Raw genomic sequence first — 26,867 nt, 5'->3', positions numbered from 1 at the left:
GAGCAGGACCAACTGCCACGGTCTCCTGCACGATGGATAACTGCTCGCCCCAGTGAGCTCTCCCACACAGCGGCAGGTAGAAAAATCTGTGACTCACGCAGGAACAGGATTCACTCGCCTGACAGACGCCACTCCCAAGTGGGGCTGGTCCTTTCTGAGCGCAAAGGGCGGTATGCTGGACGTGTTATGACTCGACCAGAAACCATCATGTCAGGTGGCAACGCGGCCTTTTTGGACGGGCTGTATGAGGACTATCTGGCAGACCCTCAGAGCGTTGATCCCGAGTGGCGCGCCTTTTTTGATGCGGAGCGCGGCGGGGCCCATGAAGCCCGGCACTCGGCGGTGCAGCAAGCTTTCTATGAGCTGGGCCGCCAGAGCCGGGGCCGCCCCGTGCTGGCCGCTGTGGGCGGCACGGCAGGCGGCGAAGCCAGCGCCGCTGGGCAGGCCATCAGTGCCCTGATCACCGCGCACCGGGTCTATGGCCACCTCCAGGCCGAATTCGACCCACTGGGCCTGCATGACAAGACCCCAGCCCCGGAACTGAACCCCGAGTACTACGGCCTGAGCGCCGCGCAGATGAATGAGCAGGTGCAGGACGGCCACTTTTCTGGCACGGTCAGTCAGGTGCTGGAGCAGCTGCGCGGCATCTACTGCGGCCCGATTGGCTATGAGTACAACTACCTGCCCAGCGAGGAGCGCGAGTGGTTCCAAGACCAGATTGAGCGCGGTGGCCGCCGTGATGGCCTCACCAAAGAAGACAAGCTGCGCCTGCTGGACCGCCTGAACGCCGCCGAGGGCCTGGAAAAGTACCTGCATATCAAATACGTGGGCCAAAAGCGGTTTTCGCTCGAAGGCAGCGAGAGCTTTATTCCACTGGTGGACCGCATCATCTCGCAGGCCGGCAAGACGGGCCAAGTCAAGGAAGTCGTGCTGGGCATGGCCCACCGTGGCCGCCTGAACACCCTGGTCAACATCTTCGGCAAGCGCCCCAAAGACCTCTTCGATGAGTTCGAGGGCAAAAAGGTGCTGAGCGAAAACCCCGACATTTCGGGCGACGTGAAGTACCACCTGGGCTTTTCCAGCGACGTGAAGACCGAGCATGGCCCGCTGCACCTGGCGCTGGCCTTTAACCCCAGTCACCTGGAACTGGTGGCTCCGGTGGTGCATGGCTCGACCCGCGCCCGCCAGGACCGCCGCGACGAAACCCCGCACCTGATGCGCGAAGTGCGCCGCGACAACGTCCTGGCAATCACGGTTCACGGCGACGCGGCGGTGATTGGTCAGGGTGTCGTGATGGAGACCCTGAACATGTCACGCCTGCGTGGCTTCACCACGGGCGGGGCCATCCGTATCGTCATCAACAACCAGGTGGGCTTTACCATCTCGGATCCCCGCGATAGCCGCTCCAGCCGCTACTGCACCGATGTTGCCAAGATTGCCAACGCTCCTGTGATGCACGTGAACGGCGACGACCTCGAAGCGGTGGCGTTTGCTGCCGACCTGGCTGTGGCCTACCGACAGAAGTTCGGCAAAGACGTGTTTATCGATCTGGTGTCGTTCCGCCGCCACGGCCACAACGAGGCCGACGACCCCACCATGACCCAGCCGATCATGTATCAGAAGGTCAAGGCCCACCCTGGCACGCTGGCCGTGTACGCCCAGAAGCTGATGAGCGAAGGCGCGATTGATGAAGCGGGCGTGCGTGCCCTGGCCGACAGCTACCGTGACCGCCTGGACCGGGGCGAGAGCGTGGTGGACGAGCTGACCGAGGACACGGTGAGCGACCTGGGCAAGCGCTGGGCCGAATACAAGCAGGCCGCCAAGGACTCCAACTGGCAGTCGGTGGCCGAAACAGCCGTGCCCGCCGAGAAGCTGGCCGAGCTGGCCGACAAGATGACCACCTTCCCCGACGGCTTCGAGCTGCACCGTGGTGTCAAGCGCGTGATGGAAGCCCGCCGCGCCATGAGCCGTGGCGAGCAGCCGCTGGACTGGGGCATGGGCGAAATGCTGGCCTACGCCACCTTGCTGGACGAGGGCTACAACGTGCGCCTGAGCGGTGAGGATTCCGGACGCGGTACCTTTGTACACCGCCACGCTGTGGTGCATGACCAGCGCGGTCTGGACCCCATGAAGGGTGACTACCTCAGCCTGGAATTCCTGCGCCCCGGACAGGGCCGCGCCGAAGTGATCGACTCCACCCTGTCCGAAGAAGGTGTGATGGCCTTTGAATACGGCTACTCCGGCTCCGCACCCAACACGCTGGTGTTGTGGGAAGCTCAGTTCGGTGACTTTGCCAACGGGGCTCAGGCCGTGATTGACCAGTTCATTGCGGCGGGCGAAACCAAGTGGCTGGGCCTCAGCGGCCTGACCCTGCTGCTGCCCCACGGCTACGAAGGGGCGGGCCCCGAGCACTCCAGCGCCCGCCTGGAGCGCTACTTGCAGCTGTGCGCTCAAAACAACATGCAAGTTGCCGTGCCCAGCAGTGCCTCGCAGATTTTCCACCTGCTGCGCCGCCAGATGCTGCGCGGCTACCGCAAGCCCCTGATCGTGATGACGCCCAAGAGCCTGCTGCGCAACAAGCGCGCCATGTCGCCGCTGAGCGAACTGACGAACGGACGCTTCTTTAATGTGATTGGTGACGCGGACGTGCAGCAGGCCCGCCGCGTGGTCATCAGCTCCGGCAAGCTGCACTGGGAAATGTTCGACGCCCGCGAGGAAGACCGCGAGGGCTACCACGGCACCGCGCTGGTGCGCCTGGAGCAGCTGTACCCCTTCCCGCAGGAAGAACTGGCTGAAGAACTGCGCCGTCACCCGAACGCTCAGGTCGTCTGGGCGCAGGAAGAACCCGAGAACCAGGGCGCTTGGCTGCTGATCCGTGAGGACCTGGAGCGCACCCTGGCCGAGCTGAACCTGGGCCATACCCTGACCCATGTCAGCCGCAAGCGCGCCGCCAGCACGGCGACGGGCTACTCGCATGTGCACGCCAAGGAGCAGGCCAAGGTGATCGCCGACGCTCTGGGCGAGAAAGTCTCGCGTGAAGACTACGAAGCCCAGGTAGAATTGACCAAGGAAGCCGGCGTTCAGGGCTAATTGCCGCTCCGCCGCTCTTCTCCGCCCTCCCACTTTTTCCCCAAGAGGTTAACTCCGATGTCCCAGATCAAAGTTCCCGTATTTAGCGAATCCGTTTCCGAAGGCACCCTGCTGGGCTGGAATGTGCAGCCTGGTCAGGCCGTCAAGCGCGGCGACGTGCTGGCCGAAATCGAAACCGACAAGGTTGTGCTAGAAGTGATCGCCCAAGAAGACGGCGTGCTCAAGAGCGTGACCAAAAATGAAGGCGACACCGTACTGAGCGAAGAAGTGCTGGGCGAGCTGGGCGCTGGTGAAGCTGGGGCTGCTGCTCCTACGGCGGACGCTCCTGTGACCAGTGCTGATCCCTCGCAGAGCGCGGGCGGCGAAAGCCAGGCCCGCACCGAGCAGGCTGTGCCCGCACCCGCCGCTCAGGGTGAGCGCCGCGACGACCTGTCGCCTGCCGTGCGCAAAATCATGGCCGAGAAGGGCCTGGAAGCCGCTGACGTGCCCGCCACTGGTCCCCGTGGCAACATCACCAAGGCGGATGCACTGGGCGCACAGCCCGGACAGCGCCCCGCTGCTCAGGCTCAGGCCGCTGTACAGTTGCCTGCCGGAGCGCGTCCCGAAGAGCGCGTGCCGATGACCCGCATTCGCCAGAAGATCGCCGAGCGCCTCAAGGAAGTGCAGGACACCACCGCCATGCTGACCACCTTCAACGAGGTGGACATGAAGCCGATCATGGACCTGCGGAGGAAGTACCAAGACCAGTTTGTTGCCAAGCATGACATCAAGCTGGGCTTCATGAGCTTCTTTGTGCGGGCCGCTACCGAAGCGCTCAAGCAGTTCCCAGTCGTGAACGCCAGCGTGGACGGCAAGGACATCATCTACCACGGCTTTTACGACATCGGTATTGCAGTGTCTACGGACCGTGGCCTGGTGGTGCCTATTCTGCGTGACACCGACCAGCTGGGCCTGGCCGACATCGAAAAGGGCATCGGCGAGTTCGCCAAGAAGGCCCGCGCCAACAAGCTGAGCATGGAAGACATGAGCGGCGGTACCTTTACCATCACCAACGGCGGCACCTTCGGCTCGATGATGAGCACCCCAATCATCAATGCGCCCCAGAGCGCCATCCTGGGCATGCACAACATCGTGGAGCGCCCTGTTGTGGTGAACGGTGAAATCGTGATTCGCCCGATGATGTACGTGGCCCTGAGCTACGACCACCGCATCATTGATGGCCGCGACTCGGTGCAGTTCCTGGTCACCATCAAGAACCTGCTGGAAGACCCGGCCCGGCTGCTGCTGGACCTCTAAGGCCCTGCGCCTACAGCCTGACGCCAGCCCTGCGGGGCTGGTTTTTTCATGGTCCTGGCCTGCGCGGCGTGTAGGGCTTTTGTGGGCGCGGCCTGACTAGCATGAGGGCATGACAGCAGCAAGCAGCGACCTGAAGGGGCGATTTGGTTCTCTAGACGACGGCTACGACCTTCAGGCCCAGTGGACCGGCCAGGCTTTCGTGGGCCGAATAGGGAGTTATCTCAGCGGCATGGACGTCCAGATTGGGGCCGCGCCCACCGGACTGGCGGGCCGGGTCGGCGGTGTCAGCTACGGCTTTGACGTGGAGGCCAAAGTGGCGGGCACCCGGATGGAAGGGCGGCTCGGCAGCTATCTGGAAGGCGTGAGCTTCGTGCTGGACTTTAGCCCAGAGGGAGCGAATGGCCGCATCGGTGGTGTTACGGACGGTCACGACATCAGCCTGCGGGTCTATAGCGGCGAAGTGCGGGGCCGTATCGGTGGCGTCACGGACGGCTTTGATGTGCGCCTGGACCTGGGCGCGGTGCCGTTTCCGCTGGGGGCACTCATGGCCCTGTGTGCTTTTCGGATGCGCCAAGAAGCTCAGGCCATAGCGGTGGGGGCGCAGCGTTAAACCGGGCAGGGCACGCTGCCACTTCAGGTTGCCGAAAGCAGCTCAGGGCAGCGCTGTATCTGCTGAAGCGTCGCCGTCGCGGCGTATGGCACGCATAGGAGCGTACCCGGCCAGCTCGGTAAACGCCTGGGCTTTGGCGCTCAGGCCCATCTGTACGTAGCAGTCGGCCAGGCGTAGGGCAAAAAACCGTACGGCCTGCGGGTCTTCTCGCCGCTCGGCTGCCTCCAGGCAACTGCGGTAATGCAGCGCCGCCAAGTGATACTGGCCCTCGGAAGCAGCCCGCTCAGCCCGGCAATGACTGAGCCGGATGGAGACGATGTCCTTGACCTGTAAGCACATAGGGTCACTTTACCCGCACCCTCCTGGGCAACAATGCAAGATGAGTCAGAGTTGCCTGGCACAAAACAGTGCTGTACACGGTCTTATTTCAGTTATATGTGAAATGTGTCAGCCCGTTTATGTTGTGGGGCAGTTCGGGAGGCGCTGCCCCAAGGCGGGGCCTCAGCTTTCGCTGGCCCGCACTTTCAACTCGGGATAACTGGTCACGGTCAGGCGGACCTGAAGCGCCGTTCCTGGCGTTGCGGGCGTGGTCATGGGCAGGTCGAGCGCCAGGTCGGGAATCAGCAGCGTGGCCTGGGGGCCGCGCTTGTCCACCACCACGGCGTCCCAGACCCGTTCGGGCTGCGCGGCAATATGGCGCAGCGTGTGGTGCCGGCGGCTGAGGCGCTCAGCGGTGCGGGTGCCCGCCGAGCCGATGCCTGCTTCCGCAATGTGGGCCGCCACCTCTCGCCCGGACAGAGGTGCTGCCCCGCTGAGGTGCGCGCGCAGCTGCTGATGTACGACCAGGTCCAGGTAGCGCCGCATGGGGCTGGTGGCCTGGGTGTACAGGTCCAGGCCCATGCCAGCGTGCGCCCCCGGAGCCGACTGAAAGCGGGTGCGCCCCAGCGATTTGCGCCGCGCCCAGTGGGCGGTCATGCTCTCGCCGGTCACGTCGCGGTGTGGGGGGTCCTGGGTGGCAAAAGGAATCGGCAGTTCAAAGTCATCGGCGTAAATAGCGGCTCCCCAGCCAGCCAGGGTCATGCACTCCTGCACCACAGCCCGCATCTCCGGGCGGGGGAGGGGCAGCACCTGCGCGCCCGTCTCATCTGCCTTGACGCGCACTTCTGGCAGATCAATGCTGACTGCGCCTTCCTCGAAGCGGATGTCACGGCTCACGCGGGCCAGTCCTGCCAAGCGGGTGAACTCGGGATGCCCGGCCTCGAACATGGCCTGGGCCTGGTCATAGCTCAGGCGCTGCACCCGCACGCGGGTCAGGTGAACCTCGACCGCTTCGGCGTTGCCCTCACTGTCCAGGTCCAGTGCAATAGACAGCGCCGGGCTGGTGTCGCTCAGGCCCAGGCCAGCCTGCTGCACCAGCGCTTCGGGCAGCATGTGGATGGTGCGGTCAGGCAGATACAGGGTGGCTCCGCGCGCGCGGGCTTCCACGTCCAGTGGGCTGCCGGGCGTGACCAGCGCGGCCACGTCAGCCACGTGGATCCACAGCCGGGTCAGGCCACCTTCCAGCTCCTCCACGCTGAGGGCGTCGTCGGGGTCCTGATTGCCTTCGTCGTCAATGGCGAACGCGGGCAGGTGGGTCAGGTCCAGCCGCTCCTCGTCCGGCCACGCGGGGACCGGTAGCTGCACGGCGTCCAGGGCGGTGCCCAGCCGCTCGGCGTAGGGGGTCTGCGCTTCGGTCCAGCGGCCTGCTTCCAGCAGCAGGGCGTGGGCGCTCTCAGGCGTTTCGGGTCGGCCCAGCTCGCGCAGGGTGCGTGATTTTTCCTGCTTGCCACGCGCGGTCAGTTCCACATCGGTCCACTGCGCGGCGTTCAGGTCGCTCGGTTGGAGGGCTTGCGTCATCCTGGCAAGGTATCAAAAAGGGCCGCAGCGACACCGCGTGCCCTGCGGTGAGTGCGGCCCCGGCCAGCGGCGTTAGGGGGTGGGCGCTGTCAGGCTGGACTTCAGCACGCGGGGGTTGGAGTTGCCCCAGACGGTGTACAGGTCAGCCAGCAGTGCGCCATTGATCTCCTCGACTTCGTCGCGGGAGATGCGCTCCTGGCCCTGAGCGCCGTAGAGCACCACCTCGTCGCCGGGCTGAATATCCGGGAAGTCGGTCACGTCAATCATGGTGGTGTTCATCGAGACTTTGCCCACCACCGGTACGCGGTGGCCGCGAATCAGCACATGACCGGCGTTGGTAAAGACGCGGCGGTAACCGTCCGAGTAGCCCATCGGCAAGTTGGCGAGGCGGGAGTCGCGCCCCAGGGTAAAGGTGCGGTCATAGCCCACTGTGGTGCCAGCGCGGTAGCGGTTCACGGTTGCCACCGTGGTTTTGAAGCTCAGGGTGGGCCGGTACTGGGTTGCCGAGGCGATGGTGTCGCCGTATAGCAGGCCGCCGGGACGGACCATATCCAGCCGCGCTTCGGGCACGCTGAGCGTGGCGAAGGAGTTGGCCGCGTGCAGCAGCAGTTGGCGGCGGTCCAGTCCGCCCGCGCGAATCAGCCAGGCACTCTCATCCTGAAACACCTGTAGGCCCCGGCGGACATCCGCTTCCTCTTCCACGGGGAAGTGCGTCATGATGCCGGCCACCTTCAGCCCCGGCAGGCGCACCATGTTCAGGGCGTCCAGGCGGCCCCGCGCTGTGGCCATGTCCAGGCCGTTGCGGTTCATGCCCGCTGAGTTCAGCCCGAGGTGAAACCGTAGGGTCTTGCCCTGCTCGGTCATGGCGGCGCTCAGGCGGCGGGCCTGCTCGGCGTTGCCCAGCAGCTCTTCTACATCGTAGGCCAGGGCACCCAGGATTTCCTGGTCGGTGGCCGTACGGACCCGCATCAGCCGTCCGCTAAAGCCGTGGGCACGGGCCACGCGGGCTTCCTCGTTGCTGCCGATGGCGACGCATGGCACGCCCAGGCGCACCACGGTGGGCATCAGCAGGTCAATGCCGTTGCCGTAAGCGTCGGCTTTCATGACCGCGCACAACTGCGAGGTGCCGCCCAGTTCGCGCTGAAGGGTCTGGATGTTGTCGGCAAACGCCTGGTCATCCACTTCTATCCAGGCATTGGTGTTCTGGAGCAGTTGGCTGGCTGGTGCGGGTGCGCTACCGGCCAGCAACGGCGCAGCGCCCGCCACCGGCAGGGCCAGCGTCAGGGAGAGCAGAAACCAGCGCACAGTTGTCCCGCAAGAAGCCTTTGTCATAGAGGGAACATATCATTCTCCTTTGGTTACGGTTAGGCAGAAGAATTGGGTTTGATCTTTACGGGCGGGGGCAATATAGGTGCTTTGTCTGTCAGCTTAGGGGGCGCTCTGCCCAGGGAAGGCCAGCGAGCAGCCCAGGGTATACACGCCATCGGCGCGGCGCTCCTGCTGGCTGAACAGCGGCAGGGCAGTCTTTAGCAGCGCAAAGCGGGTCAGGCGGTCATTGTCCGTGTGGAAGCGGACCTCGGCACCTGGCAAAAAGGCTTGGAAGTCTTGGGTAAAAGCTTTCGCGCTGGCAGCGGCCTGGGCAAACTGCGCCGCGCTGAAGCGGCCAGCCGCGCGGTCTACGGTGTACTCGCCTACGCAGGGCTGGCTGGTAAAGGCCAGAGCAGCGGCGCTGATGTCGCGCTCCCACTGCGGCGTCACGGTTACGCCGGCGGGCAGTGACGCCCGGGCCGAAGCTGAGGCAGCGCACAGGGCCAGTGCAGCCAGGCAGGTTCTGGAGTTCATGGGGTCCAGCATAGGGGAGAGCAGACCGCGCCGGACCCCTACTCGCGCAGGTTACTGTGCCAGATACGCTTTGAACTCGGCCATTTCGCGCTGCTGGGTTGCCACGATATCGTCCGCCAGTGCCAGCACATCGGCATTCTGCGAGCGTCCCTCGGCGAGCTGGGCCATCTCCACCGCTGACTGGTGATGGGGCAGCATGGCTTCCACAAAGGCCCGGTCAGGATCACTCGCGTGGCCGGTGTGGGCCGTCATCTGTGCCATCTCGGTGCGCATGGGTGCAGCAGCGGCTTCGTCCAGCCCGCCCAGCGGCTCAAGCAGGGCTGACATCTGGTCAATTTCGCGTTCCTGGGCCATCACGATGGCTTCAGCCCAGCCGCGCACCTGTGGGTCGGGACTCGCCAGGGCCGGTTGACTCATCTCTACGGCCCCCTGGTGATGGGCCACCATCATGGAGAGGAACGCACGGTCGAACGCTGCGCCCTGCAAGCTGGCAAGGTCAGCACTGGCTGCGCTGTGGTCATGTCCGGTGCCAGTCATACCTGATGCCGCCATGCCCGATGCCGTCATATCCAGTGCCGGGGACGCTGCCGCAGGGGCCGAGGTGCTTGGTGCTGAGCTGGTGGTCTGCGGCGTAGCGTCAACTGGCGACGTGCTTGCCGCTGACACAGTCACGGTCCGTTCAGATGGTGTCTCGGCGCATGACAGAGCGCATAGGCTCAGACACAGCAAAAATTTGCTCTTCCACATGGGCTTAGTATCGGTGCAGTGCAGCGCGTGCTGACCAGAGAGGCTTTAGCTTTTCTGCGGCCAATGCGCGGCTCTGTGCAAGGTGCAAGGCGGCACCGAGTTTGCCGGGCATCCCGGCCCTGCCTGGGTGTCGTGTGGCCCAGCTGAAGGGCTGAAGGTCTGCTCAGCGAACGGCAAGGGGACCTTCCCCCATGCCTCCGGGAAAGGTCCTCCCCTTGCCATTCGCTGGCAGCTTCTCCGCTGTTTTTTGGCTATGCGGTTTTAGCTGTGCGTCATGTCCAGCGGCACGACCCACTGGGCAAATTCTTCTTCGGTGACGTGGCCCAGCTCCAGCGCGGATTCCTTGAGCGAGATGCCCTTCTTGTGGGCGTTCTTGGCAATCGCAGCGGCGTTGTCATAGCCGATGTGACGGTTCAGCGCCGTGACCTGCATCAGGTTGATGTCGAGGTTGTGCTTGATCTTGGCTTCGTTGGGCTCGATGCCCACCGCGCAGTTGTCGTTGAAGGCCAAGCAGGCATCACTGATCAGGCGAATGCTTTCCAGCACGGCGTGAACCATGACGGGCTTGAACACATTGAGCTGAAAGTTGCCCTGGCTGCCCGCGAAGGCCACGGTGGCGTCGTTGCCGAAGACGCGGGTGGCGACCATTGTCATGGCTTCCGACTGGGTGGGGTTCACCTTGCCGGGCATGATGGAGGAGCCGGGTTCGTTTTCGGGAATATCAATTTCGCCGATGCCATTGCGGGGGCCGCTTGCCAGCCAGCGCACGTCGTTTGCCATCTTCATCAGTGCGCCCGCCAGGGTACGGAGCGCGGCGGAGGTCTGCACCAGGGCGTCGTGGGCGCTCAGCGCGGCGAATTTGTTCTCGGCGGAGCGGAAGGGGAAGCCGGTTTCGGCTTCGTATTTCTGCGCGGCTAGGTCGCCAAATTTGGGGTGGGCGTTCAGGCCAGTGCCCACCGCCGTGCCGCCAATCGCCAGCTCGTACAGGCCCTGCTCGGCGTGCTTGACCTGCTCCAGCGCGTAGTCCAGTTGCGCCACCCAGCCGCCGATTTCCTGCCCCAGCGTGATGGGCGTGGCGTCTTGCAGGTGGGTGCGGCCTACCTTGACCAGGCCTTCATACTGCTTCGCCTTGGCATCCAGTGTGTCGCGCAGCTTGCCCACGCTGCCGTACAGGCGCTCGTTCAGTTCCAGCACCACAGCAATGTGCATGGCGGTGGGGAAGGTGTCGTTGGAGCTCTGGCCCCGGTTCACGTGGTCGTTGGGGTGGACGGGCGACTTGCTGCCCATCTCGCCGCCCGCCAGCTCAATGGCGCGGTTGGAGATGACCTCGTTGGAGTTCATGTTGCTCTGGGTGCCGCTGCCCGTTTGGAACACCACCAGTGGGAAATGCTCGTCCAGCTTGCCGCTGATCACTTCGTCGGCGGCCTGCACGATCAGGTCAGCGATGTCCTGCGGCAGTTCGCCCAGCTCGGCATTGGCCTGCGCCGCGCCCTTTTTCAGGATGCCCAGCGCCCGGATGACGGGGCGGCCCCACACGAAGGTGTCGTGCCCAATCGGGAAGTTGTGAATGCTACGCTCGGTCTGTGCGCCCCAGTATTTGGAAGCGTCCACTTCCATCTGGCCCATGGTGTCGGTCTCTACGCGGGTTTTGGTCATGCTTTCTATTGTAGGGCGCTCAGGTGTCACCGGGCAGGGGTCACAAGGTGCAGTGTCCAGCATTTTTGGGCCGCTTCAGCAGCAGGCCCGCCCGCTCCGCTTGATGGTCGACCAGCGGCTAGACCCCCTGCTGCAAAGGCCGTCTAGACCTGCTGGCACGCGCCATCAGGCCAGGCGGACTCAAGGCAACGTCACACGCGTAAATGTCTTGTCGAGCATGTTGTATACCGCGATGTGCTGCGAGGACAGGTCGCTGCCGGAGGACACCTGGCTGGTCACCAGGGTGAGATCGCCCTGTCGCTTGAAGTTATAGGTGATGCTGGCCGGTGCGTTGCCGATGCCAGCGCCCACAAACAGACCCACCGCCATGCCCACCGGTTTGAGTGGGGTTGCCACCACCAGCTGATCAGCGGTGCGGCGCGTCACCCGGAAAGGCTCATTCAGAGGTTTGACGGGGAGCGTTGGAGCCAGACGGGCAATGGCGTTCATCATCTGATCGGGGCTGGCACGGTAAGCGATAGGCTTGGCCGGCTCCAGAAGGCTACAGCCACTCAGAGACAGCGTGACAAGGGCCAAGGCGGCATGCAACGTTAGTCACGCTAACGGGTATATGGAAGAAGCAGAGGGCTACAAACCAGCTTCCTGCCTCGTCACTGACTCTCCGCATGATCAATCAGCGGGGGCCAGCTCAAGCAGCGCCGCTTGCAACTCCAGAATGCGCCGCAGCGCTGAGCGCGCCTCTTCGTAGCTCAGCAGCCCCGACAGCCAGCCTTGCAGCGCCGCCTGGTACAGCGCGAAGAAGGTCTGTGCTAGCAAAGCCGCGTCGGCATCGGCGCGGATGCGGCCCGCCTGCTGCTGGGCGGCCAGCTGCGCGGCGAGGTGCCCAGTCAGGGCCGCGACCTGCTCGGCGTCGGCGCGGCGCTCCTCGGCGGACTGTTCATAGAGCACCTGCTGTACGAACACACGGGCCAGCTGCGGCTGCTCGCGGTAAAACTCCCAGAACGGCGCAAAAATCCCGTCCAGATACGTGCTGAGGCTCTCGCCCGGCGCGGGTGGCTGGGGCTGGGGTGCGGCCATGTTCTGCGCCAGCGCGTGGCGGAACAGGGACCGGAGCAGCCCTCCCTTGTCGCCGGTATGGCCGCCGTAGCCCATCACCGTGCCCACGCTGACCCCAGCGGCGGCGGCAATCTGTCGAATGGTGGTGACTTCGTAGCCCTGGGTACGGAACAGCTGCCAGGCCGCAGCATAAATCCGCTCCTGCTTGTCCTGTTTTGCACGTTCACGCCGTGATTCGGTCATCGTCTCTCTCGTGGAATAGGTTCAAAAATGAACATGTTCAAAAATCGACTATCCTGAGTCATGTCTGTAACCAGTGATGGGCGAAGTGGGCAAAAACGTCTCCTGATTGTAGGTGGCGGGATTGCGGGGCTGACGCTGGGCTGCGCCTTTCAGCAAGCGGGTGTGCCCTTTGACCTGATTGAGCGTGTGCCTGAGCCTGCCGGGGGCGCAGGCATCATGCTGGGCTGGAATGCCGTGCAGCTGCTGGCGACCTTGGGACTGGAGCGGCCCCTGCTGGAGCTGGGGCAGCGGTTTGAGCAGGTCCGTATCCTAGATCCGCTGGGGAGGACGCTCCAGACGGTTTCGCTGCCTGAAGTGCACTCAGAGGCTTATGGGCTGGGCCTGTTCCGGCCTGAGCTGCACCACGTGCTGGCGGAGGGGCTGCCGGTGCAGTGGGGCGTCGGCTTGCAGACTGTACAAGTGGAGCCGGGCAGCGTGCGGGTCAGGCTAAGCAGTGGAGAAGAGCGTGTCTACGCGGCGGTCATCGGGGCCGATGGGCTGCATTCGCGTGTGCGGGAGCAGGTCTTTGATGCGGATGGGCCGGTCTACACCGGCTATACCTGCTGGCGTTTCGTGGCAGAGTCGCCGCTGGCGCTGGCCCCTACGGAATGGTGGGGCGCAGGACGCCGCATAGGTCTGGTGGCGACGGGGCAAAACCGGCTGTATGGCTACGCCACCCTGAATGCGCCTGCGGGACAGCACCGACATGCGGCGGGCAGTGCGGCGCTGCTGCGGCGGCTCTTTGCCGATTTTGCGCTGCCTCTGGCACTTCCTGAGTCGGACGCCGAGCTGATTCACCATGACCTGTACGAACTCCCCCGTCATCACTGGGTCAGCGGGCCGGTGGCCCTCATCGGTGACGCAGCCCATGCCATGCCCCCCAATCTGGGTCAGGGGGCCGCCCTGGGCATAGAAGACGCGGTGGTGCTGGCGCGTGCCGTGCAGCGCTATGGCGTAGGCGCGCAGGCTTTTGGGGTATACGCCCAGCTGCGCCGGAACCGGGCCGCCGCTCTGGCGCGCACCTCGCGGCACCTGGGGCGGGTAGGGCAGTGGGAGCACCCTCTGCTGGTCACCCTGAGAAATGCCGCCCTGGTCGCCACGCCGCAGAGGGCGCTGGCAGCGCAGATGCGTGAGCAACTGCTGGGAGCGGGGGTGCCCCGGACGGCTCCTCTGGGGGACGCGGCCATCACCGAAGGATGACGCTGGCCCGGTATGCTGCCAGGGCTGCTTTCCGCACATCATCTATGTCCTGAAGCCCCGCTCTTTTGCAGATGGAGTCCCCATGAACATGAAACCCGCTCTGGCCCTGTCCGGTGTCCTGCTGCTTGCCAGCTGCACCCAGCCCACTCTCCCTGCCCCCAAGCCCACTGAGCCTGCTCCCACCCCGCCAGCGGCCAGCAGTTGCCCGGCCTCTACCGGCCCGCTGACCGCCATTCCTGCGGTGCAGGGCAGCGGCGACGCCAGCCCCTTGCTGAACCAGACCGTGACGGTGCGCGGCGTGGTGACGGCGGACTTCCAGAGCGGCCTGCGTGGGTTTTTTATTCAGGATGCCCAGGGCGACGGCAACCCCGCGACCAGCGACGGCGTGTTCGTGTACACCGGGACGGTGCCCCAGAAGGTGCAGGTCGGTCAGCTCGTGCAACTGACCGGCACCGTCAAAGAGTTCTACGGCTCCACCCAGATTGACACCCTCACCGCATTTGCTGGCTGCACCGGCACCCAGGCGGTCAAGCCGGTTGAGGTCAAGGCTCCCTTCACTGGCCTGGAGAAGTACGAAGGCATGCGCGTGACCTTCCCCGAAACCCTGACCGTGACCAACAACTACGGCTATGGCCGCTACGGCGAGCTGGGTCTGTCGGCAGGCGGACGGCTGTTCAACCCCACCAACGGCAACGAGGCCACCACACCGGAGCAAAATGCGGCGCGGACCATCACCCTGGACGACGGCAATTCCGCGCAGAACCCTGCCGAGCTGCCCTACCTGAGCGCCCAGGGCACCCGCCGCACCGGCGACACCGTTCAGGGACTGACCGGCGTGCTGCACTACGCCAACAATGTTTTCAAAGTAGAGCCGACGGCTGCCCCCCAGTTCACAGACACCAACCCGCGCCCCGCCGCGCCGCAGGATGTGGGCGGCACGCTGAAGGTGGCTGGAGCCAACGTGCTGAACTACTTCACCACCTTTGGGCCAAATGACCGGGGAGCTAACAGTGCCTATGAGTTCGGACGCCAGAAGGCCAAAGTGGTGTCCGCGCTGAGGGGGCTGGACGCCGACGTGGTCACGCTGATGGAAGTGCAGAACAACGGCGACACGGCCCTGAACGACCTGGTGACCAGCCTGAACGCCGCTTATGGGACTGAGACCTACCGCGCCGTGCAGACGGGCACCATCGGCACCGACGCCATCAAGGTCGCCGTCATCTACAAGCCTGCCCGCGTGACGCCGGTAGGGGCTTACCAGCTGGACACGGACGCGGTGCATAGCCGCCCACCGCTGGCCCAGACCTTCAGCGACAATGCGGGCGGCGGCGTGTTCACGGTGGTCGCCAACCACTTCAAGAGCAAAGGCAGCTGCCCCAGCAGCGGCGACATAGACACCGGCGAAGGCTGCTGGAATGAGCTGCGCACCGAGCAGGCCCGCGCTCTGCTGGGCTTTGTGGACCGCTTGAAGGCGCAGAGTGGCGACAGCGACGTGCTGCTGATGGGCGACTTCAACGCCTACGGTGCGGAGAAGCCTATCCAGACCATTGAAGCGGGCGGTTTTGTGAGCGAAAACAAGCGCATTCCTGCGGGGGAGCGCTATTCGTACCAGTTCGGCGGGCAGTTCGGCTACCTTGACCACGCGCTGGCCAGCACCAGCCTGGACGCGCAGGTGAGTGGCGTGACCGAGTGGCACATCAATGCTGATGAGCCGACCCTGGCCGACTACAACGTGGAATACAAGGCCAACCCTGAGTGCCGCACCAACGTCTGCACCAGCCCCGACCTGTGGCAAGACAGCCCTTTCCGCGCTTCTGACCACGATCCGGTGCTGGTGGGCCTGAACCTGACCCGTGACGAAGCCCGCTTCACGCTGAACGTGACCGGCGAATCGGCGGCAGTGGTGGGCCAGCCTTACCGCCTGAACATCGCCGCGAGTGGGCCGCTCAGCCGCCTGACAGTGGACTGGGGCGATAGGGTAGATACGCTTGACCCGGCGGCCACCAGCGCGGAGCATACCTTTGCGGCGGCAGGCAGCTCCCCGGTGACCGTGACCGCCATCAGCGTGGACGGCCAGACCCAGACCGCCCGCCTGACCGTGACGGTGACGGCTCCAGACGTGACCGAGCCTGCGCCTCAGCCGGGCAGCGCGGGACTGGTCATCAGCCAGGTGTATGGCGGGGGCGGCAACTCCGGGGCCACGTACACCCACGACTTTATTGAGATTTTCAATGCGGGCCGCGCCAGCGTGAACCTGGGCGACTACTCGGTGCAGTACGCCAGCGCGTCGGGCACCAGCTGGGCGGTAACCCCACTGAACAGCTTTGACCTGGCACCCGGCCAGTACTACCTGGTGCAGCAGGCCAAAGGCGCAGGCGGCACCCAGCCGCTGCCCACGCCTGACGCCAGCGGCACCCTCGCCATGAGCGGCAGCGCCGGGCAGGTCGCGCTGGTGCAGGGCACGGCCAAAATCACCGCCCCCACCGAGGCCAGCGTGGTGGATTATGTTCCCTTTAGCGGCCTGAGCAGCACCAGCAGCGCCAGTCGCCTGGGCAGGGGCTGCGTGGATACGGGCAGTGCCGACGACTTCACGCGGGGCAGTGTCGAGCCGCGCAACACGGCTTCCCCGCTGAATGTTTGTCCCTAGAGCCTCTGAATAAAGCTGCGCCGCGCCTGGTCAGAAGTGCTGGGCGCGGCGACGTTCTGCCGCAGGGCTAAGCTGGCAGGTAGGCGTGCAGCAGCGGGCAGGCCGGCCCATTCGCCGCTACGCCATGCCGGAGCCCTGGTTCATTCCCTTCGAGGTGACGCAGGCCGAGACGCTTGAAGGCTTTATCAGTTCGCAGTTTTTGCCGCGCAACGAACAAATGATGCGCTTACAGGCCGCTGCACTGCTGGCCGAGCATCCCCGCTGGGGCTACTGGCTGCGGTCCGGCACGCTGCATCTGGGCAGTCAGGAAGGGCCGCCGCTGCGGCAAGTGCTGGCCGACCAACCGTTTCTCAGCGCCATCGGCACGGCGCAGCTGAGCCAGGCACGGGCGCTGGAATTCAAGCGCCGACTGTGGGCCCTGCTGGCCGAGTTTGAGCAGGATGAGGAAGGTGGCGAGAGCTACGCACTTTCGGTGCAGTTGGTGCGCGGGCAGGTGAGGTAGCGCACTCCGTATTTTTGATGCTCTGCCGCGCAGCTTCACAACTTCCGCTGGTCGCGCCGCCTGACTGACCAACGCTGCCGCAACTCTTGCTCGTCCCTGCCTTAAGCCAGCCCGTATCTATGTGGGCTGCCACTTGACTTTTGCCCTCTACTTACCGTACGGTAAGTAATAAGAGATGACCGAACGGTCAGTCATGCCTTTTCCCTCTCCCACTCAAGGAGTTTGTCTATGTTTCTTGCCCTCCGTGAACTGAAATTCAACTGGCTGCGTTCTGCGCTGCTGGGCGGCATTGCCGCGCTGCTGGCCTTCATGGTGTTTATGCTGCTGGGCCTGACCCGGGGCCTGAGCGAAGACAGCGCCGCTTGGATGCTGCATAGCCCCGCCGCCACCTTCGTGACCACCACCGACGCCGATGGCAACTTCACCCGCTCCTTTATCGGCAAGGACGACGTGGCAGCGCTGCGTAGAGCCAACCCAGACGCCGCGCCGTTTGCCCAGAGCTTTGCCAGCTTTGGGGTGAATGCCGCAGACAGCACCCAGCTGGGTGCCGTGATGATGGGCTTGGAGAGGGATTCTTTCCTGGCCCCCAAGATCACTGAAGGCCAGCCCATGCAGGGCGACGGCGCAGTGGTAGACGCCACCCTCAAAGAAGACGGCGTGAAGCTGGGCGACACCATTATCCTGAGGCCCAGCGGCGAGGAGCTGAAAGTGGTCGGCTTTACCGAAGGGGCGCGCCTGAACCACCAGCCTGTGATGTTCGTGACGCTGGACGAGTGGCAGAGCCTGAACCCCCGCGCTGGCGGCACCGTGAGCGGCGTTGCGCTGGAAGCTGAAACAGTGAGCAGTTTGCCTGAAGGTCTGGCCGCCCAGACCCGCGCCGAAGCTTTGCAGTCGCTGCAAGGCTACAAGGAAGAGCAGGGCAGCCTACTGATGATTCAGGTCTTTTTGGTGGCCGTGTCGGCGCTGGTGATGGCGGTGTTCTTCTACGTGATGACGCTCCAGAAAACCGCGCAGTTCGGTCTGCTCAAGGCGATTGGCGCAGGCATGCGCACCCTGGCAGGCAGCCTGGTGGCGCAGGTGGTGCTGCTGACCGTGGCGGCCCTGGCCGTCGCTGCCGCCGCGATGTACGGCACCACCCAGGTGCTGCCCGCCGGTCTGCCGTTCGCGCTCTCCTGGTCCGCTGTGGCCCAGGCCAGTGCTTTGTTGCTGCTGGTGTCGCTGCTGGGCAGCTTGCTCTCGCTGCGGACCATCGCCCAGGCGGACCCCCTACAAGCGCTGGGTCAGAACGGCTGACCTGAGCTGCACGCCCCTCAGCTACCCCGCGTTCTGTTCCTACTTTCAAAGAGGAGTTGCCATGACCACTTTTATCCAACCCGCCCCCAGCCCTGCCCAAGTTGTCCAAGCTGCCCAGTCCACCCTCACCATGCGCGGTGTCAGCAAGGTGTTTGGCGACGGTGACGCCCAGGTCACGGCGCTGCACCCCACCGACTTTGAGGTGCGCCCCGGCGAACTGGTGGCCGTGATTGGCCCCAGCGGCAGCGGCAAAAGTACGTTCCTCACCCTGGCCGGTGCCCTGCAAACCCCGACCGAAGGCAGCGTGACCATTGCCGGGCAGGAGCTGAGCCGCCTGAATGCACGCCAGCTGGCCGATTTCCGGCTCCATCACATCGGGTTTGTGCTCCAGGCCAGCAACCTGATTCCCTACTTGAATGTGCGCGAGCAGCTGACGCTGGTGCCGCAGCTGGCGGGCCGGGGCGGCGCTCAGGCGGGCGCGTTGGCCGATGAACTCTTGCGCAGCCTGGGCCTGGCAGAGCGGACAGGCCACTACCCAGGCGAGCTGTCGGGCGGTCAAAAGCAGCGTGTGGCGATTGCGCGGGCGCTGATGAATGACCCCCAGCTTATTCTGGCCGATGAGCCGACGGCCAGCCTGGACGGTGAGCGTGGGCGCGAAGTGGTGAGCATGCTGGCCCGTGAGGTGGCGGAGCGCGGCAAGGCTGCCGTGATGGTGACCCACGACGAGCGCGTGCTGGACCTGTGTACCCGTGTGGTGCGACTGGAAGATGGCCGCGTGACCGCCCAGGGCACCGCGTAAGAGCTGACCGCAGGCTGAGAGGCGGCCTGGAAAACAGCGACAGGAGCGCGAGTCCTGCGGACAGGCACCAGTCCCGCGCTATGGTGACGGCATGCCACTCAAGCCTGAAATTTCCACGCCAGAGCCTGAACGCCAGCGGGTCGGTTACGCGGTGGTCGGCCTGGGCAAGCTGACTGCCGAGGAACTGATCCCAGCCATTCGCACCAGTCAGCATGCCCGCTTGGCCGCGCTGGTCACCAGCGAAAAAGACAAGGGCCTGGCCCTGGCCCACGCCAGCGGCCTGACTGATGACGACGTATACGCCTATGACGACTTCGAGCGGCTTGCCGAGCGGGATGATGTCGATGCAGTCTTTATCGTCCTGCCCAACTCCATGCACCGGGAGTTCGTGGAGCGGGCCGCACGCATGGGCAAGCACGTACTGTGTGAAAAGCCGCTGAGCACCAACGTGGCCGACGCACAGGCGATGGTGGACGCTTGCCGCGCCGCTGGCGTCCTGCTGATGACCGCCTACCGCTGCCAGTACACCCCCGAGCACTGGGCCGTGCGTGACGCCGTGCAAAGTGGGCGGCTGGGCACCATCCGCACCATCGATTCCATTCATTCGCACACCGAAGAGGATGCGCAGGCCTGGCGGATGCGCCGGGAGTACGCGGGCGGCGGCCCGCTGGTGGACGTGGGCATCTACTCGCTGAACATCATCCGGTTTGTGCTGGGCAAGGAACCACTGTGGGTCTTTGCCGACCTGAACCAGCCGCAGGGCGACCCCCGCTTTGCCGAAATTGAGGAGCGTGTGGCCTGGATGATGGGCTTTGAGGGTGGCATCGTCGCCAACTGCCTGACCAGCTACGCATCCCGTGATACCTCGGCCCTGCGCGTGGTGGGCGAAGCGGGCAAGGTGGAGATGGACCCGGCCTTCAACTACACCTGCTTGGACTTCACGCTGACCGACAAGGAAGCCGCGCACCGGCCACGCTTTGCCTCCTACGACCAGTTCGGCAACGAGGTGGACCATTTCGCGCAGTGCATCCGCGAGGGCAAGACCCCCTGGACTCCGGGCGAAGAAGGCGTGGCCGACCACATCGTGATGGACGCCATCTACGAGAGCGCCCGCACCGGCCAGCGCGTGACGCTGAAGCTCCCAGCGGGCCAGGACCCCTTCCGGGGCGAGCGCCAGCCGGACTTGCCGCAGCGCTAACCGGCACAGCTTAGCCCGCAGGTCAAGCCAAAGTGCGCCGCCACATGGCCCGCATGGCCAGGGCAGTAAGCAGGCCGATGGCCGCGCCGGGGGCCAGATGAGCGGCAGCTGGCAAGGCGGCCATTTGGGACAGAGTGAAGCCAGCGGCGGCTCCGGCGTACGCCCCAGTCAGCAAAAAAGCCCGGTCACTCAGGCCCGGCTGGATACTCTCGGCCAGGATGCCCAGCAGCAGCATCGGCAGGCCCAGCAGCAGTGGGAGCAGCTGCGCGTAAAGGAAGAATCCCTCCAGGCTGAACGGCAGTTCGGGGTGCATTACCAGCCTGATGAGCTGGAGGTAAGCCGCTATCAGCATCAGGGGGAGGGCCGCACCGACCAGCACCCGCCACCAGGAAAAGCGCGGGAAAGACTCGCAGGTTTTGCCCGGCTGTACAGGTTCAGTCATATCGGTTCTGCTTCGGTCACGAATTCTGGCCCGCCCAGTGGGTCGTAAGGCAAGCCCAGCAATTCCCCCGCGCCGTTCCAGCCGCTCAGCAGGCTCAGCGGTACGCCGCCGCCGGGATGCACGGTGCCGCCCACTTGCCGCAAGTTTTCCAGTCGGCCAGATGGGCCGCGTAAGCGCCAGCCGGGGCGCAGGCTCCCGCTCAGGCCGTGCGGGGCGTTGCCGTACAGCGCTCCGGTGGCGGCGGTCCGGGCGTAGTCGGCGGGGGAGAGGGCCAGCGCTTCCTTGACCGGCAGCGGGAAGCGCGTCTGCAAGTGCCGCAGCAAGTAGCCTGCGTATTCCGCGCGGTCTGCGGCGCGGCGTGGTGTGGCCGGGGCATTGACCAGCAAAAAGCCCTGCCGCCCGTCCAGGTGCAGGTACAGCGTGGGGTCCAGCGGCAGCCGCCCGGCGCGGATGTCCTGCCACTCGCCCCGGTAGTCCAGCGGCCAGAAGATGTGGTGCGCCTGTCCCACGTCATCCGCGAGCCGCAGCTGCACAGCAAAGCCGCTCACCCCCTGCGGGCGGTCTGGGGCCGGCTGGCCGAGCCACTGCCGGGTCAGGGAAATGTCGGCGGCACTGACGAAGGCGTCCGCTGGCAGGTCGCCCCGGTCCGTGTGGGCGGCGACGACTCGCTGGCCCCCGGTGTGCAGGCGGCGAACCCGCGTGCCGTACTCGAAGTGCACGCCCAGCCGCTCGGCTTCGGCGGCCATTCTTGCGGCCAGACCCAGTAACCCGGAGGCCCCGCTGCCTTCTGGACTCAGGTGCCATACGCCGCCGCCCAGTTCTACCCAGGCCACGTTGTGCAGCACGGCGGGAGCGCGGTACGGGTCGGCCCCCAGATAGGTCGCGAAACGCAGCCAGAACGGTGTCAGAAAGGACCCGCTCTGTACCAGCGACGCCAGCGAGCGGCCCGGCTGGGCCCGCCAGCCCCGGCTCAGGCCGTAGCGGGCCAGGGCAGGCAGTGTGGGTGGTGGGCCGAACAGAAATGTGTCAGCGGCGTCCCGGTACAGCTGGCGCGACAGCCGCAGCAGCTCGGCGTAGCGCTGGCCTTCAGCCCGGCTCAGCTGCGCCAGGGTGGGGTCCAAACTGCCCGCCACGCTGAGGGCCTGGGGCGCAAAGGTGCGCCCATCCAGCGCCTGATAGCGGGTGGTGGGCACGGCGGGCGTCAGCTGCGGCGCGGCCCAGTCCAGCCGTGCATGCAGCGCCCGGAGCACCTGCGGCATGGTGACCACAGTCGGCCCACTGGAAAAGTCGCGGTAGCCCAACGCGGCCTTGCCGCCGGGGGTGTCCAGTGCCTCCAGCACGGTCACGTTGGCCCCGGCCTGCCGCAGCCGCAGCGCCGCCGCCAGCCCCGCGAACCCCGCGCCAATCACGGTGACCGAGGAGGGAAGGCGCTTCATTCGGCCTCCTGCGCTGCGCTGCCCTGAGAGTAGACCCGGCCTTTCCAGACCACCTCGCGCCGGGCCGCCTGGGCGTAGACCGGCAGCGCCAGCAGCGGCAGCAGCGGGGTCAGCAGCACTTCGGCCAGGTCGGCGGGGCGGGTGCGGCGCGTGAGGATGCGGACGGCCAGGCCCTCCAGCAGTCCAGCCGCCATCAGGAGGCGCTGGCCGCTCAGCCAGGGCCAGGTATAGGTCAGCAGATGCAGCGCCAGACTGGGCGGCAGCAGTGCCCGTTGCCCCGCATGGAAGCTGAGCAGGCCCTTGCTGAAACCGGTCACCGACTCGGCATAGGAGCGGTACATTCGCACGCGCACCTGCGGGCCGCCCAGAATCAGGGTAAGTCGGCCCCCAGCCCCCTTGACGGCGCGGGCAAACATCACATCTTCCAGCAGTTCGGCGCGGACAGCGGCGTGCCCGCCCAGCCGTTCGTAGCATTTGCGGCGGAACATCATGACCTGACCGTTGGCGGCGCTGGCCTCGGGGGTGGGCACGGCCAGCAGCGGCCAGGGCAGCAGGCTCAGCAGCACATCGTCCACCATTGGCGTGAGGATGCGCTCGCCGGGGGCGCGGTTGTCCTGCTGCGGCCATACCGTCATCAGGTGAGCCCCTGAGGTCCGGAAGTAGGCTGCCGCTTCCGCCAGTGCGCCGGGCTCCCAGGTCACGTCGGCGTCAGTAAAGACGAGCACGTCGCCCTGTGCCGCTGCGCCCAGCTGCTGACAGGCCCAGGGTTTGCCGTGCCAGCCGGGTGGCAGGGGCTGTCCGCTAAGGACCGCCGCGCCCGCCCCCCGCGCCAGAGCTGCTGTCTCATCGTCGCTGTGGTCGTCTAGCACCAGCACCTCGCCGGCTCCCTGTGCCAGGAACCCCGGCAGGGTGTGTGGCAGGTTGCGGGCTTCGTTGCGGGCGGGAATCAGCAGCGAGACGTCGCTCAGGTCCGCGGGTGCGCTCTGGCCCCTCAGGCGCGGGAAAGTCAGCGCATTGACCAGCAGCGTGCCCAGTTTGACGGCCAGAAAGCCGCCTGCCACCAACTGCGCGGCGCGTGTCCAGCAGCTCCTGCCCCTCACAGCCGGTCTCCGGTCAGGCGGGTCAGCAGGCGCGAGGCTGGCGTTTGCTGCTGCTGTGCCCCCTGCCCGCGCCACAGCGCCAGATACCCTTCGGGTGGCCGGTAGAGGTCGGCGGCCCGTAGGTCGGCATCCAACTGCGCCAGTTCATGGCCCAGCGCGCGGCTCAGGTTGTCCGGGGCGCAGGGCACACCGAAGCGGGCAAAGGCCGCCGGGGTACGCTCAGCCCGCAGGACCACCCGCAGGGCGACAGGAATCAGCGGGACCGGCTTTTCTGGCGTGTGGGCGCTGCGGGCCAGCCAAGCCGCGCCGGGATGCAGCGCGGCCAGCGGGCTGCCAGGCGCTTGCAGGCCACCTTCGGGAAAGATCATCACCCACTCGCTTGTCTGCGCGGCGCGGACCAATTCCCGCTTCCGCTCAGGCGGCGTGCAGCCGATGCGCTGCAAAAAAGGAAAGCGGCCCAGCTCCGGTGCATTCATCATGATGCGGGCGGGGTGTCCGAACTCCCAGCCGAGGTGCAGCAGCAAGTAGCCGTCCCACCAGCTGCCGTGGTTGGCGGCCAGTACCGCGCCGCCCGGCGGCAGCGTGCCGCGCACCCAGAACCCGCTGAGGCTGCGGCGCAGGTCGCGCCGGATGGTGGCCCGCAGCATTGGGGCCACCCAGGGAAAGTCTCCAGGCGGCCTGGTCATGTGTTCTCCAGTGGCGTGCGTGGAGCCTGCCAGCGGGCCAGGCCCAGTGCCGCCAGCATCACGGCCAGAGTGACGGCGGCGGCCAGTGGTTGCCCCAGCAGCAGCAACCCCCCCGGCAGGAAAAACAGCTCGGTCAGGTAGGCCAGCGAGAGGTCGGGGCCGCTTCCGGCGGGCCGCCTGAGTTCCGGGGCAATGCGGGTCACGGCCAGGCTGAGCAGGCTGCCCACCGCCCACCAGCCCACGAAGTTTTGCAGCGGTGCGCCGGCCCACAGCGGCGCGGGGTCGCTCCAGGTCCAGAATCCCTGCGAGGTCATCAGCGGCTCTAGCCCCACGTCCCAGGCGGCCAGCAGCAGCCCCGCCAGCCAGGGACGGCCCCGGCTGAGGACCGTGGCGGCCAGCGTGAGCGCGAACCAGCCCAGCGGCACCAGCAGCGGCACGCCCAGCAGGGTGAGGCCCGGTGCGCCCGCGTAGCTGTATATGCCGAACGGAAAGCCGGTGGTACTGCCCAGATACTCCACCGCCCAGCCCGCCCCGAAACACAGCGCCGCGAGCGCTGCTGCCCGGCCCCAGCCCACCCGCCCAGCGGCGTACAGCAGCGCCGCGCTGAACAAGGCCCCGGTGCTGAGGGTCGCCAGCAACGGGAACCCGGCGGGCCACAGCGGCACCGGGATTTTTAGCAGCAGATACCCAGCCAGCAGCCCCAGCCAGGGCTTCAGGTAAGGTGTGGCCCCTTGCAGGCGTGGCAGGGCCTGCGGGTGCAGGAACAGCATCAGCCCCGTGACCACCAGCAGGTTAGTCACCAGAAAAAAGAGCATTTCTTCCAGCGGCAGCGGACCGATTTTGGGTCCCAGCGTCAAGCTTTCCGACACGCTCCAGATGCCGTTGTGTAGCGCAAACGCATCGGCGGCCCACAGGTACAGCGTAGGCAGGGTCACGGCGGTCCAGAACAGCCTCGCGCGGCCCAGAATCAGGTCACCGCCAAAAGCCCATTGCCCGGCCAGCACCGGCAGCGCCCAGGCGGTAATCAGCCCGAAATAGGTGGCGGGCGCGTAGCCACTGACCAGCGCCGCCGCGCCCAGCATGGCCCCGCCCAGCCACAGCGCAGCCATGCCCCAGCGGGTCAGCCCTGGCCGGGGCGACACCTGCGCGGGCTTGCCGGAGCGCCGCATCAGCCACAGCAAGAAGAGGCTGCTGAGCAGAGTTTGCAGCAGAAAAAAGGCGTATTCCTCGTAGGGCACGTAGCCCACGGTGCCCAGCACCCGGTCCGGCGGGTACTCCCAGCCGCCCACATACACCAGGTAGTTGTCCCAGGGTGTGGTGTAGACAAAGGCCACCGCCAGCAGCACCCCCAGCCACAGCCGGGTCCAGCGTTCATCGCGGCAGTAGTCGCCGGCCAGCGGGCCACTGCGCCGGGCGGTCAGCCACAGCAGCAGCAAGAGCGGCGGCACGATAAAGACGAGGTGGAATTGCAGGTAGGTCATGGGCAACTGCTCCGCATAGGTCTAGGGACGCTCACTGCCACCCCCGCCGGGTCAGGTCACCCACGATGACCCGCGCCGCATTGCGCCCCGACGCCCCCATGATGCCGCCGCCGGGATGGGTACTGGCTCCGGTCAGGTACAGGCCCTTGAGCCCCGGCCAGCGGTACATGCCCGCGCCCAGCCAGGGCCGCAGCGAGAACATCTGGTCCATTGTCATTTCCAGGTGCATCACGTTGCCGCGTGGCAGGTGCAGGTGGTCATTCAGCCACTGTGGCGTCTGGACCAGTTCGCCCACAATCTTGTCACGGGTGCCGGGAGCGTAGCGCTCAAAGGCGTTCAGCACGTAGTCGCGGGCCTCGGCGGTGCGCGTGGCCCAGCTGCCCTGCGCCAGCTCGAAGGGGTAGTATTGCGCCCACAGCCACAGCACGTCGGACCCTGGCGGGGCCAGTGAATCGTCCACTGCGCTAAAGCTCATGGCGACAATAGGCGGGTCGGTGGTGGGCTGCCCCGCCAGGTACTCGCCGTAGCCGCGCAGAATCTGGCGCTCGTCACGGACCAGCAGGCCCAGGCCGGTGCGCCCCACTTCATTCTGCCCGTGGCGGTACTCCACCTGGCCGTCCAGCGCCAGCCGCAGCACCAGCCCAAAGCCGTTGCCCACCCGCACGTCGCGGGCGGCCTGCGGCACGTATTCGTCTGGCAGGGCGTCTGCCGCCGCCAGCACGTGTGACCCGGCCACCACGGCGCGGGCGGTGTAGGTGTCGCCTCCAGCCAGCCGGACGCCAGCGGCCTGGCCTCCTTCTATCAGGATGTCCTGCACGGCTGCGTTCAGGTGAATCTCGCCGCCGTAGGCTTCTATCGCCCGTGCCAGCGCTCTGGTCAGGCCGCCGCTGCCCCCTTTGGGCCGCGCCACGCCGCCTTTGTGGTACAGCGGGTGCCACAGCAAAAAGGGCGCACTCAGGGGGTCGGATGGTGGGGGGCCACTCTGGGCCGCCATCCAGCTGAGCGGACTGCTCACCCGCTCCTCGCTGAAGTATTCGCGGGCCACCTCGCCGTAGGGCCGCAGAATCCGCGCCAGGTTGTGGGCCGCGTCGCCGCCCTTACCGGTGGACTTCATTGCCATTTTGCCCAGTTCCAGCGGGCCGGGAGCCGACATGAACAGCTCCGCGACGGCTTCGGCCATCGGGGTCCAGTCGTGCAGAAAGCGGCGGTACGCCTCGCCCTGACCGGGAAACAGGCCGTCCAGCTCGGCAGCCGTGCGCTCGGCGTCACGGTACACGTACCACGGCCCCGCCCCGAATTCGTCGCCGTCGTAGCAGTGAAACAACGGGTCCAGCTCCAGGTAATGCAGCCCGAAGCGGCTCAGTTCTAGTTCGCGGACCACTGGAGTCAGCCGAATCAGAATGTGGGCGCTGCCGCCGTAGTCAAAGCGGTAGCCGGGGACCAGCTCCTCGGTGCTGACCGCTCCCCCGACCATGTGGCGCTTCTCGAACACGCCCACCTTGAGGCCAGCGCGGGCGGCATAAGCGGCGGTGATCAGGGCGTTGTGGCCCGCGCCCATCACAATCAGGTCATAGTCCGGCATTGCCTTCCACTATGGCAGGGGAGGGG

Annotated in this window: 23 protein-coding genes; 9 read left to right on the top strand and 14 right to left on the bottom strand. The window is 66.0% G+C overall.

Going from position 1 to position 26,867, the window contains the following annotated elements:
• The first annotated feature begins 186 nt into the window (after positions 1-186).
• From IE158_RS00890 to IE158_RS00880, 3 genes are all read left to right on the top strand, one after another.
• Complete coding sequence (locus tag IE158_RS00890) at positions 187-3,090, top strand: 2-oxoglutarate dehydrogenase E1 component (RefSeq protein WP_189641768.1); 2,904 nt, start codon at positions 187-189, stop codon at positions 3,088-3,090.
• A gap of 57 nt (positions 3,091-3,147) precedes the next feature.
• Positions 3,148-4,386 carry a 2-oxoglutarate dehydrogenase complex dihydrolipoyllysine-residue succinyltransferase gene (gene odhB / locus IE158_RS00885; RefSeq protein WP_189641767.1) on the top strand — a complete coding sequence of 413 codons (1,239 nt, stop codon included), beginning with the start codon at positions 3,148-3,150 and terminating at the stop codon, positions 4,384-4,386.
• Between the two features lie 109 nt (positions 4,387-4,495).
• Positions 4,496-4,996, top strand: coding sequence for a hypothetical protein (locus tag IE158_RS00880; protein WP_189641766.1), 501 nt, complete (start codon positions 4,496-4,498; stop codon positions 4,994-4,996).
• Between the two features lie 42 nt (positions 4,997-5,038).
• Here IE158_RS00880 and IE158_RS00875 read toward each other — a convergent pair whose 3' ends face one another.
• The 8 genes from IE158_RS00875 to IE158_RS00840 all read right to left on the bottom strand — a co-directional run bounded on the left by IE158_RS00875 (position 5,039) and on the right by IE158_RS00840 (position 12,436).
• On the bottom strand, positions 5,039-5,335 hold the full coding sequence (locus tag IE158_RS00875; RefSeq protein WP_189641765.1) for a hypothetical protein: 297 nt from the start codon (positions 5,333-5,335) through the stop codon (positions 5,039-5,041).
• Between the two features lie 162 nt (positions 5,336-5,497).
• On the bottom strand, positions 5,498-6,892 hold the full coding sequence (locus IE158_RS00870; protein WP_189641764.1) for an RNB domain-containing ribonuclease: 1,395 nt from the start codon (positions 6,890-6,892) through the stop codon (positions 5,498-5,500).
• Between the two features lie 72 nt (positions 6,893-6,964).
• A complete protein-coding gene (gene alr / locus IE158_RS00865) occupies positions 6,965-8,224 on the bottom strand; it encodes an alanine racemase (protein WP_189641763.1) in 1,260 nt (419 codons plus the stop codon).
• 96 nt (positions 8,225-8,320) lie between these two features.
• On the bottom strand, positions 8,321-8,734 hold the full coding sequence (locus IE158_RS00860) for a hypothetical protein (protein WP_189641762.1): 414 nt from the start codon (positions 8,732-8,734) through the stop codon (positions 8,321-8,323).
• A gap of 51 nt (positions 8,735-8,785) precedes the next feature.
• Positions 8,786-9,301: a DUF305 domain-containing protein gene (locus IE158_RS00855; protein ID WP_373295814.1), complete on the bottom strand. Its 516-nt coding sequence runs from the start codon at positions 9,299-9,301 to the stop codon at positions 8,786-8,788.
• A 441-nt stretch (positions 9,302-9,742) separates the two neighbouring features.
• Positions 9,743-11,137: a class II fumarate hydratase gene (fumC, locus tag IE158_RS00850; RefSeq protein ID WP_189641760.1), complete on the bottom strand. Its 1,395-nt coding sequence runs from the start codon at positions 11,135-11,137 to the stop codon at positions 9,743-9,745.
• A 180-nt stretch (positions 11,138-11,317) separates the two neighbouring features.
• The gene (locus IE158_RS00845; RefSeq protein WP_189641759.1) at positions 11,318-11,713 is read right to left on the bottom strand and encodes a hypothetical protein; all 396 of its coding nucleotides are present in this window, start codon (positions 11,711-11,713) and stop codon (positions 11,318-11,320) included.
• A gap of 93 nt (positions 11,714-11,806) precedes the next feature.
• On the bottom strand, positions 11,807-12,436 hold the full coding sequence (locus tag IE158_RS00840) for a TetR/AcrR family transcriptional regulator (RefSeq protein ID WP_189641758.1): 630 nt from the start codon (positions 12,434-12,436) through the stop codon (positions 11,807-11,809).
• A gap of 60 nt (positions 12,437-12,496) precedes the next feature.
• Here IE158_RS00840 and IE158_RS00835 point away from each other — a divergent pair, with 60 nt between their 5' ends.
• The 6 genes from IE158_RS00835 (at position 12,497) to IE158_RS00810 (ending at position 20,114) form a co-directional block, all read left to right on the top strand.
• Positions 12,497-13,675: an FAD-dependent monooxygenase gene (locus IE158_RS00835; RefSeq protein WP_189641757.1), complete on the top strand. Its 1,179-nt coding sequence runs from the start codon at positions 12,497-12,499 to the stop codon at positions 13,673-13,675.
• A gap of 82 nt (positions 13,676-13,757) precedes the next feature.
• Complete coding sequence (locus IE158_RS00830) at positions 13,758-16,322, top strand: ExeM/NucH family extracellular endonuclease (RefSeq protein ID WP_229838812.1); 2,565 nt, start codon at positions 13,758-13,760, stop codon at positions 16,320-16,322.
• Between the two features lie 85 nt (positions 16,323-16,407).
• Complete coding sequence (locus tag IE158_RS00825) at positions 16,408-16,824, top strand: hypothetical protein (RefSeq protein ID WP_189641756.1); 417 nt, start codon at positions 16,408-16,410, stop codon at positions 16,822-16,824.
• 228 nt (positions 16,825-17,052) lie between these two features.
• Entirely contained in the window at positions 17,053-18,117 is a 1,065-nt protein-coding gene (locus IE158_RS00820) for an ABC transporter permease (protein ID WP_189641755.1), read from the top strand.
• Between the two features lie 61 nt (positions 18,118-18,178).
• A complete protein-coding gene (locus IE158_RS00815; protein ID WP_229838811.1) occupies positions 18,179-18,916 on the top strand; it encodes an ABC transporter ATP-binding protein in 738 nt (245 codons plus the stop codon).
• A gap of 91 nt (positions 18,917-19,007) precedes the next feature.
• Entirely contained in the window at positions 19,008-20,114 is a 1,107-nt protein-coding gene (locus tag IE158_RS00810) for a Gfo/Idh/MocA family protein (RefSeq protein ID WP_189641754.1), read from the top strand.
• Positions 20,115-20,136: 22 nt separating this feature from the next.
• Here the strand turns inward: IE158_RS00810 and IE158_RS00805 are convergent, their stop codons facing one another.
• From IE158_RS00805 to IE158_RS00780, 6 genes are read right to left on the bottom strand one after another with little or no spacing between them, the layout of a single operon-like run.
• Entirely contained in the window at positions 20,137-20,556 is a 420-nt protein-coding gene (locus tag IE158_RS00805; protein ID WP_189641753.1) for a hypothetical protein, read from the bottom strand.
• Positions 20,553-21,992 (bottom strand): phytoene desaturase family protein, encoded by a 1,440-nt coding sequence (locus IE158_RS00800; RefSeq protein WP_189641752.1) that lies wholly within the window; start codon positions 21,990-21,992, stop codon positions 20,553-20,555. Before IE158_RS00800 ends, IE158_RS00805 begins: the two co-directional genes overlap by 4 nt.
• Complete coding sequence (locus IE158_RS00795) at positions 21,989-23,092, bottom strand: glycosyltransferase family 2 protein (protein ID WP_229838810.1); 1,104 nt, start codon at positions 23,090-23,092, stop codon at positions 21,989-21,991. Before IE158_RS00795 ends, IE158_RS00800 begins: the two co-directional genes overlap by 4 nt.
• Complete coding sequence (locus IE158_RS00790; RefSeq protein WP_229838809.1) at positions 23,089-23,778, bottom strand: lysophospholipid acyltransferase family protein; 690 nt, start codon at positions 23,776-23,778, stop codon at positions 23,089-23,091. The genes IE158_RS00795 and IE158_RS00790 overlap by 4 nt, the downstream gene beginning before the upstream one ends.
• Positions 23,775-25,259 carry a carotenoid biosynthesis protein gene (locus IE158_RS13715; protein ID WP_189641751.1) on the bottom strand — a complete coding sequence of 495 codons (1,485 nt, stop codon included), beginning with the start codon at positions 25,257-25,259 and terminating at the stop codon, positions 23,775-23,777. Before IE158_RS13715 ends, IE158_RS00790 begins: the two co-directional genes overlap by 4 nt.
• Before the next feature lie 31 nt (positions 25,260-25,290).
• Positions 25,291-26,841 carry a phytoene desaturase family protein gene (locus IE158_RS00780; protein WP_189641750.1) on the bottom strand — a complete coding sequence of 517 codons (1,551 nt, stop codon included), beginning with the start codon at positions 26,839-26,841 and terminating at the stop codon, positions 25,291-25,293.
• Positions 26,842-26,867: the final 26 nt, after the last annotated feature.

Source organism: Deinococcus piscis, from assembly GCF_014653275.1.
Lineage (GTDB): Bacteria > Deinococcota > Deinococci > Deinococcales > Deinococcaceae > Deinococcus > Deinococcus piscis.
The sequence above is the reverse complement of the archived record's forward strand: the minus strand, read 5'-3'. Positions and strand labels throughout refer to the sequence as shown.

Coding starts and splice junctions, on each gene's coding strand:
- IE158_RS00835 (WP_189641757.1), top strand. CDS start 12,497: ATGTCTGTAACCAGTGATGGGCGAAGTGGGCAAAAACGTCTCCTGATT.
- IE158_RS00780 (WP_189641750.1), bottom strand. CDS start 26,841: ATGCCGGACTATGACCTGATTGTGATGGGCGCGGGCCACAACGCCCTG.
- IE158_RS00790 (WP_229838809.1), bottom strand. CDS start 23,778: ATGACCAGGCCGCCTGGAGACTTTCCCTGGGTGGCCCCAATGCTGCGG.
- odhB (WP_189641767.1), top strand. CDS start 3,148: ATGTCCCAGATCAAAGTTCCCGTATTTAGCGAATCCGTTTCCGAAGGC.
- IE158_RS00855 (WP_373295814.1), bottom strand. CDS start 9,301: ATGACGGCATCGGGCATGGCGGCATCAGGTATGACTGGCACCGGACAT.
- IE158_RS00875 (WP_189641765.1), bottom strand. CDS start 5,335: ATGTGCTTACAGGTCAAGGACATCGTCTCCATCCGGCTCAGTCATTGC.
- IE158_RS00810 (WP_189641754.1), top strand. CDS start 19,008: ATGCCACTCAAGCCTGAAATTTCCACGCCAGAGCCTGAACGCCAGCGG.
- IE158_RS13715 (WP_189641751.1), bottom strand. CDS start 25,259: ATGACCTACCTGCAATTCCACCTCGTCTTTATCGTGCCGCCGCTCTTG.
- IE158_RS00880 (WP_189641766.1), top strand. CDS start 4,496: ATGACAGCAGCAAGCAGCGACCTGAAGGGGCGATTTGGTTCTCTAGAC.
- IE158_RS00820 (WP_189641755.1), top strand. CDS start 17,053: ATGTTTCTTGCCCTCCGTGAACTGAAATTCAACTGGCTGCGTTCTGCG.
- alr (WP_189641763.1), bottom strand. CDS start 8,224: ATGACAAAGGCTTCTTGCGGGACAACTGTGCGCTGGTTTCTGCTCTCC.
- IE158_RS00870 (WP_189641764.1), bottom strand. CDS start 6,892: ATGACGCAAGCCCTCCAACCGAGCGACCTGAACGCCGCGCAGTGGACC.
- IE158_RS00890 (WP_189641768.1), top strand. CDS start 187: ATGACTCGACCAGAAACCATCATGTCAGGTGGCAACGCGGCCTTTTTG.
- IE158_RS00800 (WP_189641752.1), bottom strand. CDS start 21,992: ATGAAGCGCCTTCCCTCCTCGGTCACCGTGATTGGCGCGGGGTTCGCG.
- IE158_RS00860 (WP_189641762.1), bottom strand. CDS start 8,734: ATGAACTCCAGAACCTGCCTGGCTGCACTGGCCCTGTGCGCTGCCTCA.
- fumC (WP_189641760.1), bottom strand. CDS start 11,137: ATGACCAAAACCCGCGTAGAGACCGACACCATGGGCCAGATGGAAGTG.
- IE158_RS00840 (WP_189641758.1), bottom strand. CDS start 12,436: ATGACCGAATCACGGCGTGAACGTGCAAAACAGGACAAGCAGGAGCGG.
- IE158_RS00830 (WP_229838812.1), top strand. CDS start 13,758: ATGAACATGAAACCCGCTCTGGCCCTGTCCGGTGTCCTGCTGCTTGCC.
- IE158_RS00815 (WP_229838811.1), top strand. CDS start 18,179: ATGACCACTTTTATCCAACCCGCCCCCAGCCCTGCCCAAGTTGTCCAA.
- IE158_RS00805 (WP_189641753.1), bottom strand. CDS start 20,556: ATGACTGAACCTGTACAGCCGGGCAAAACCTGCGAGTCTTTCCCGCGC.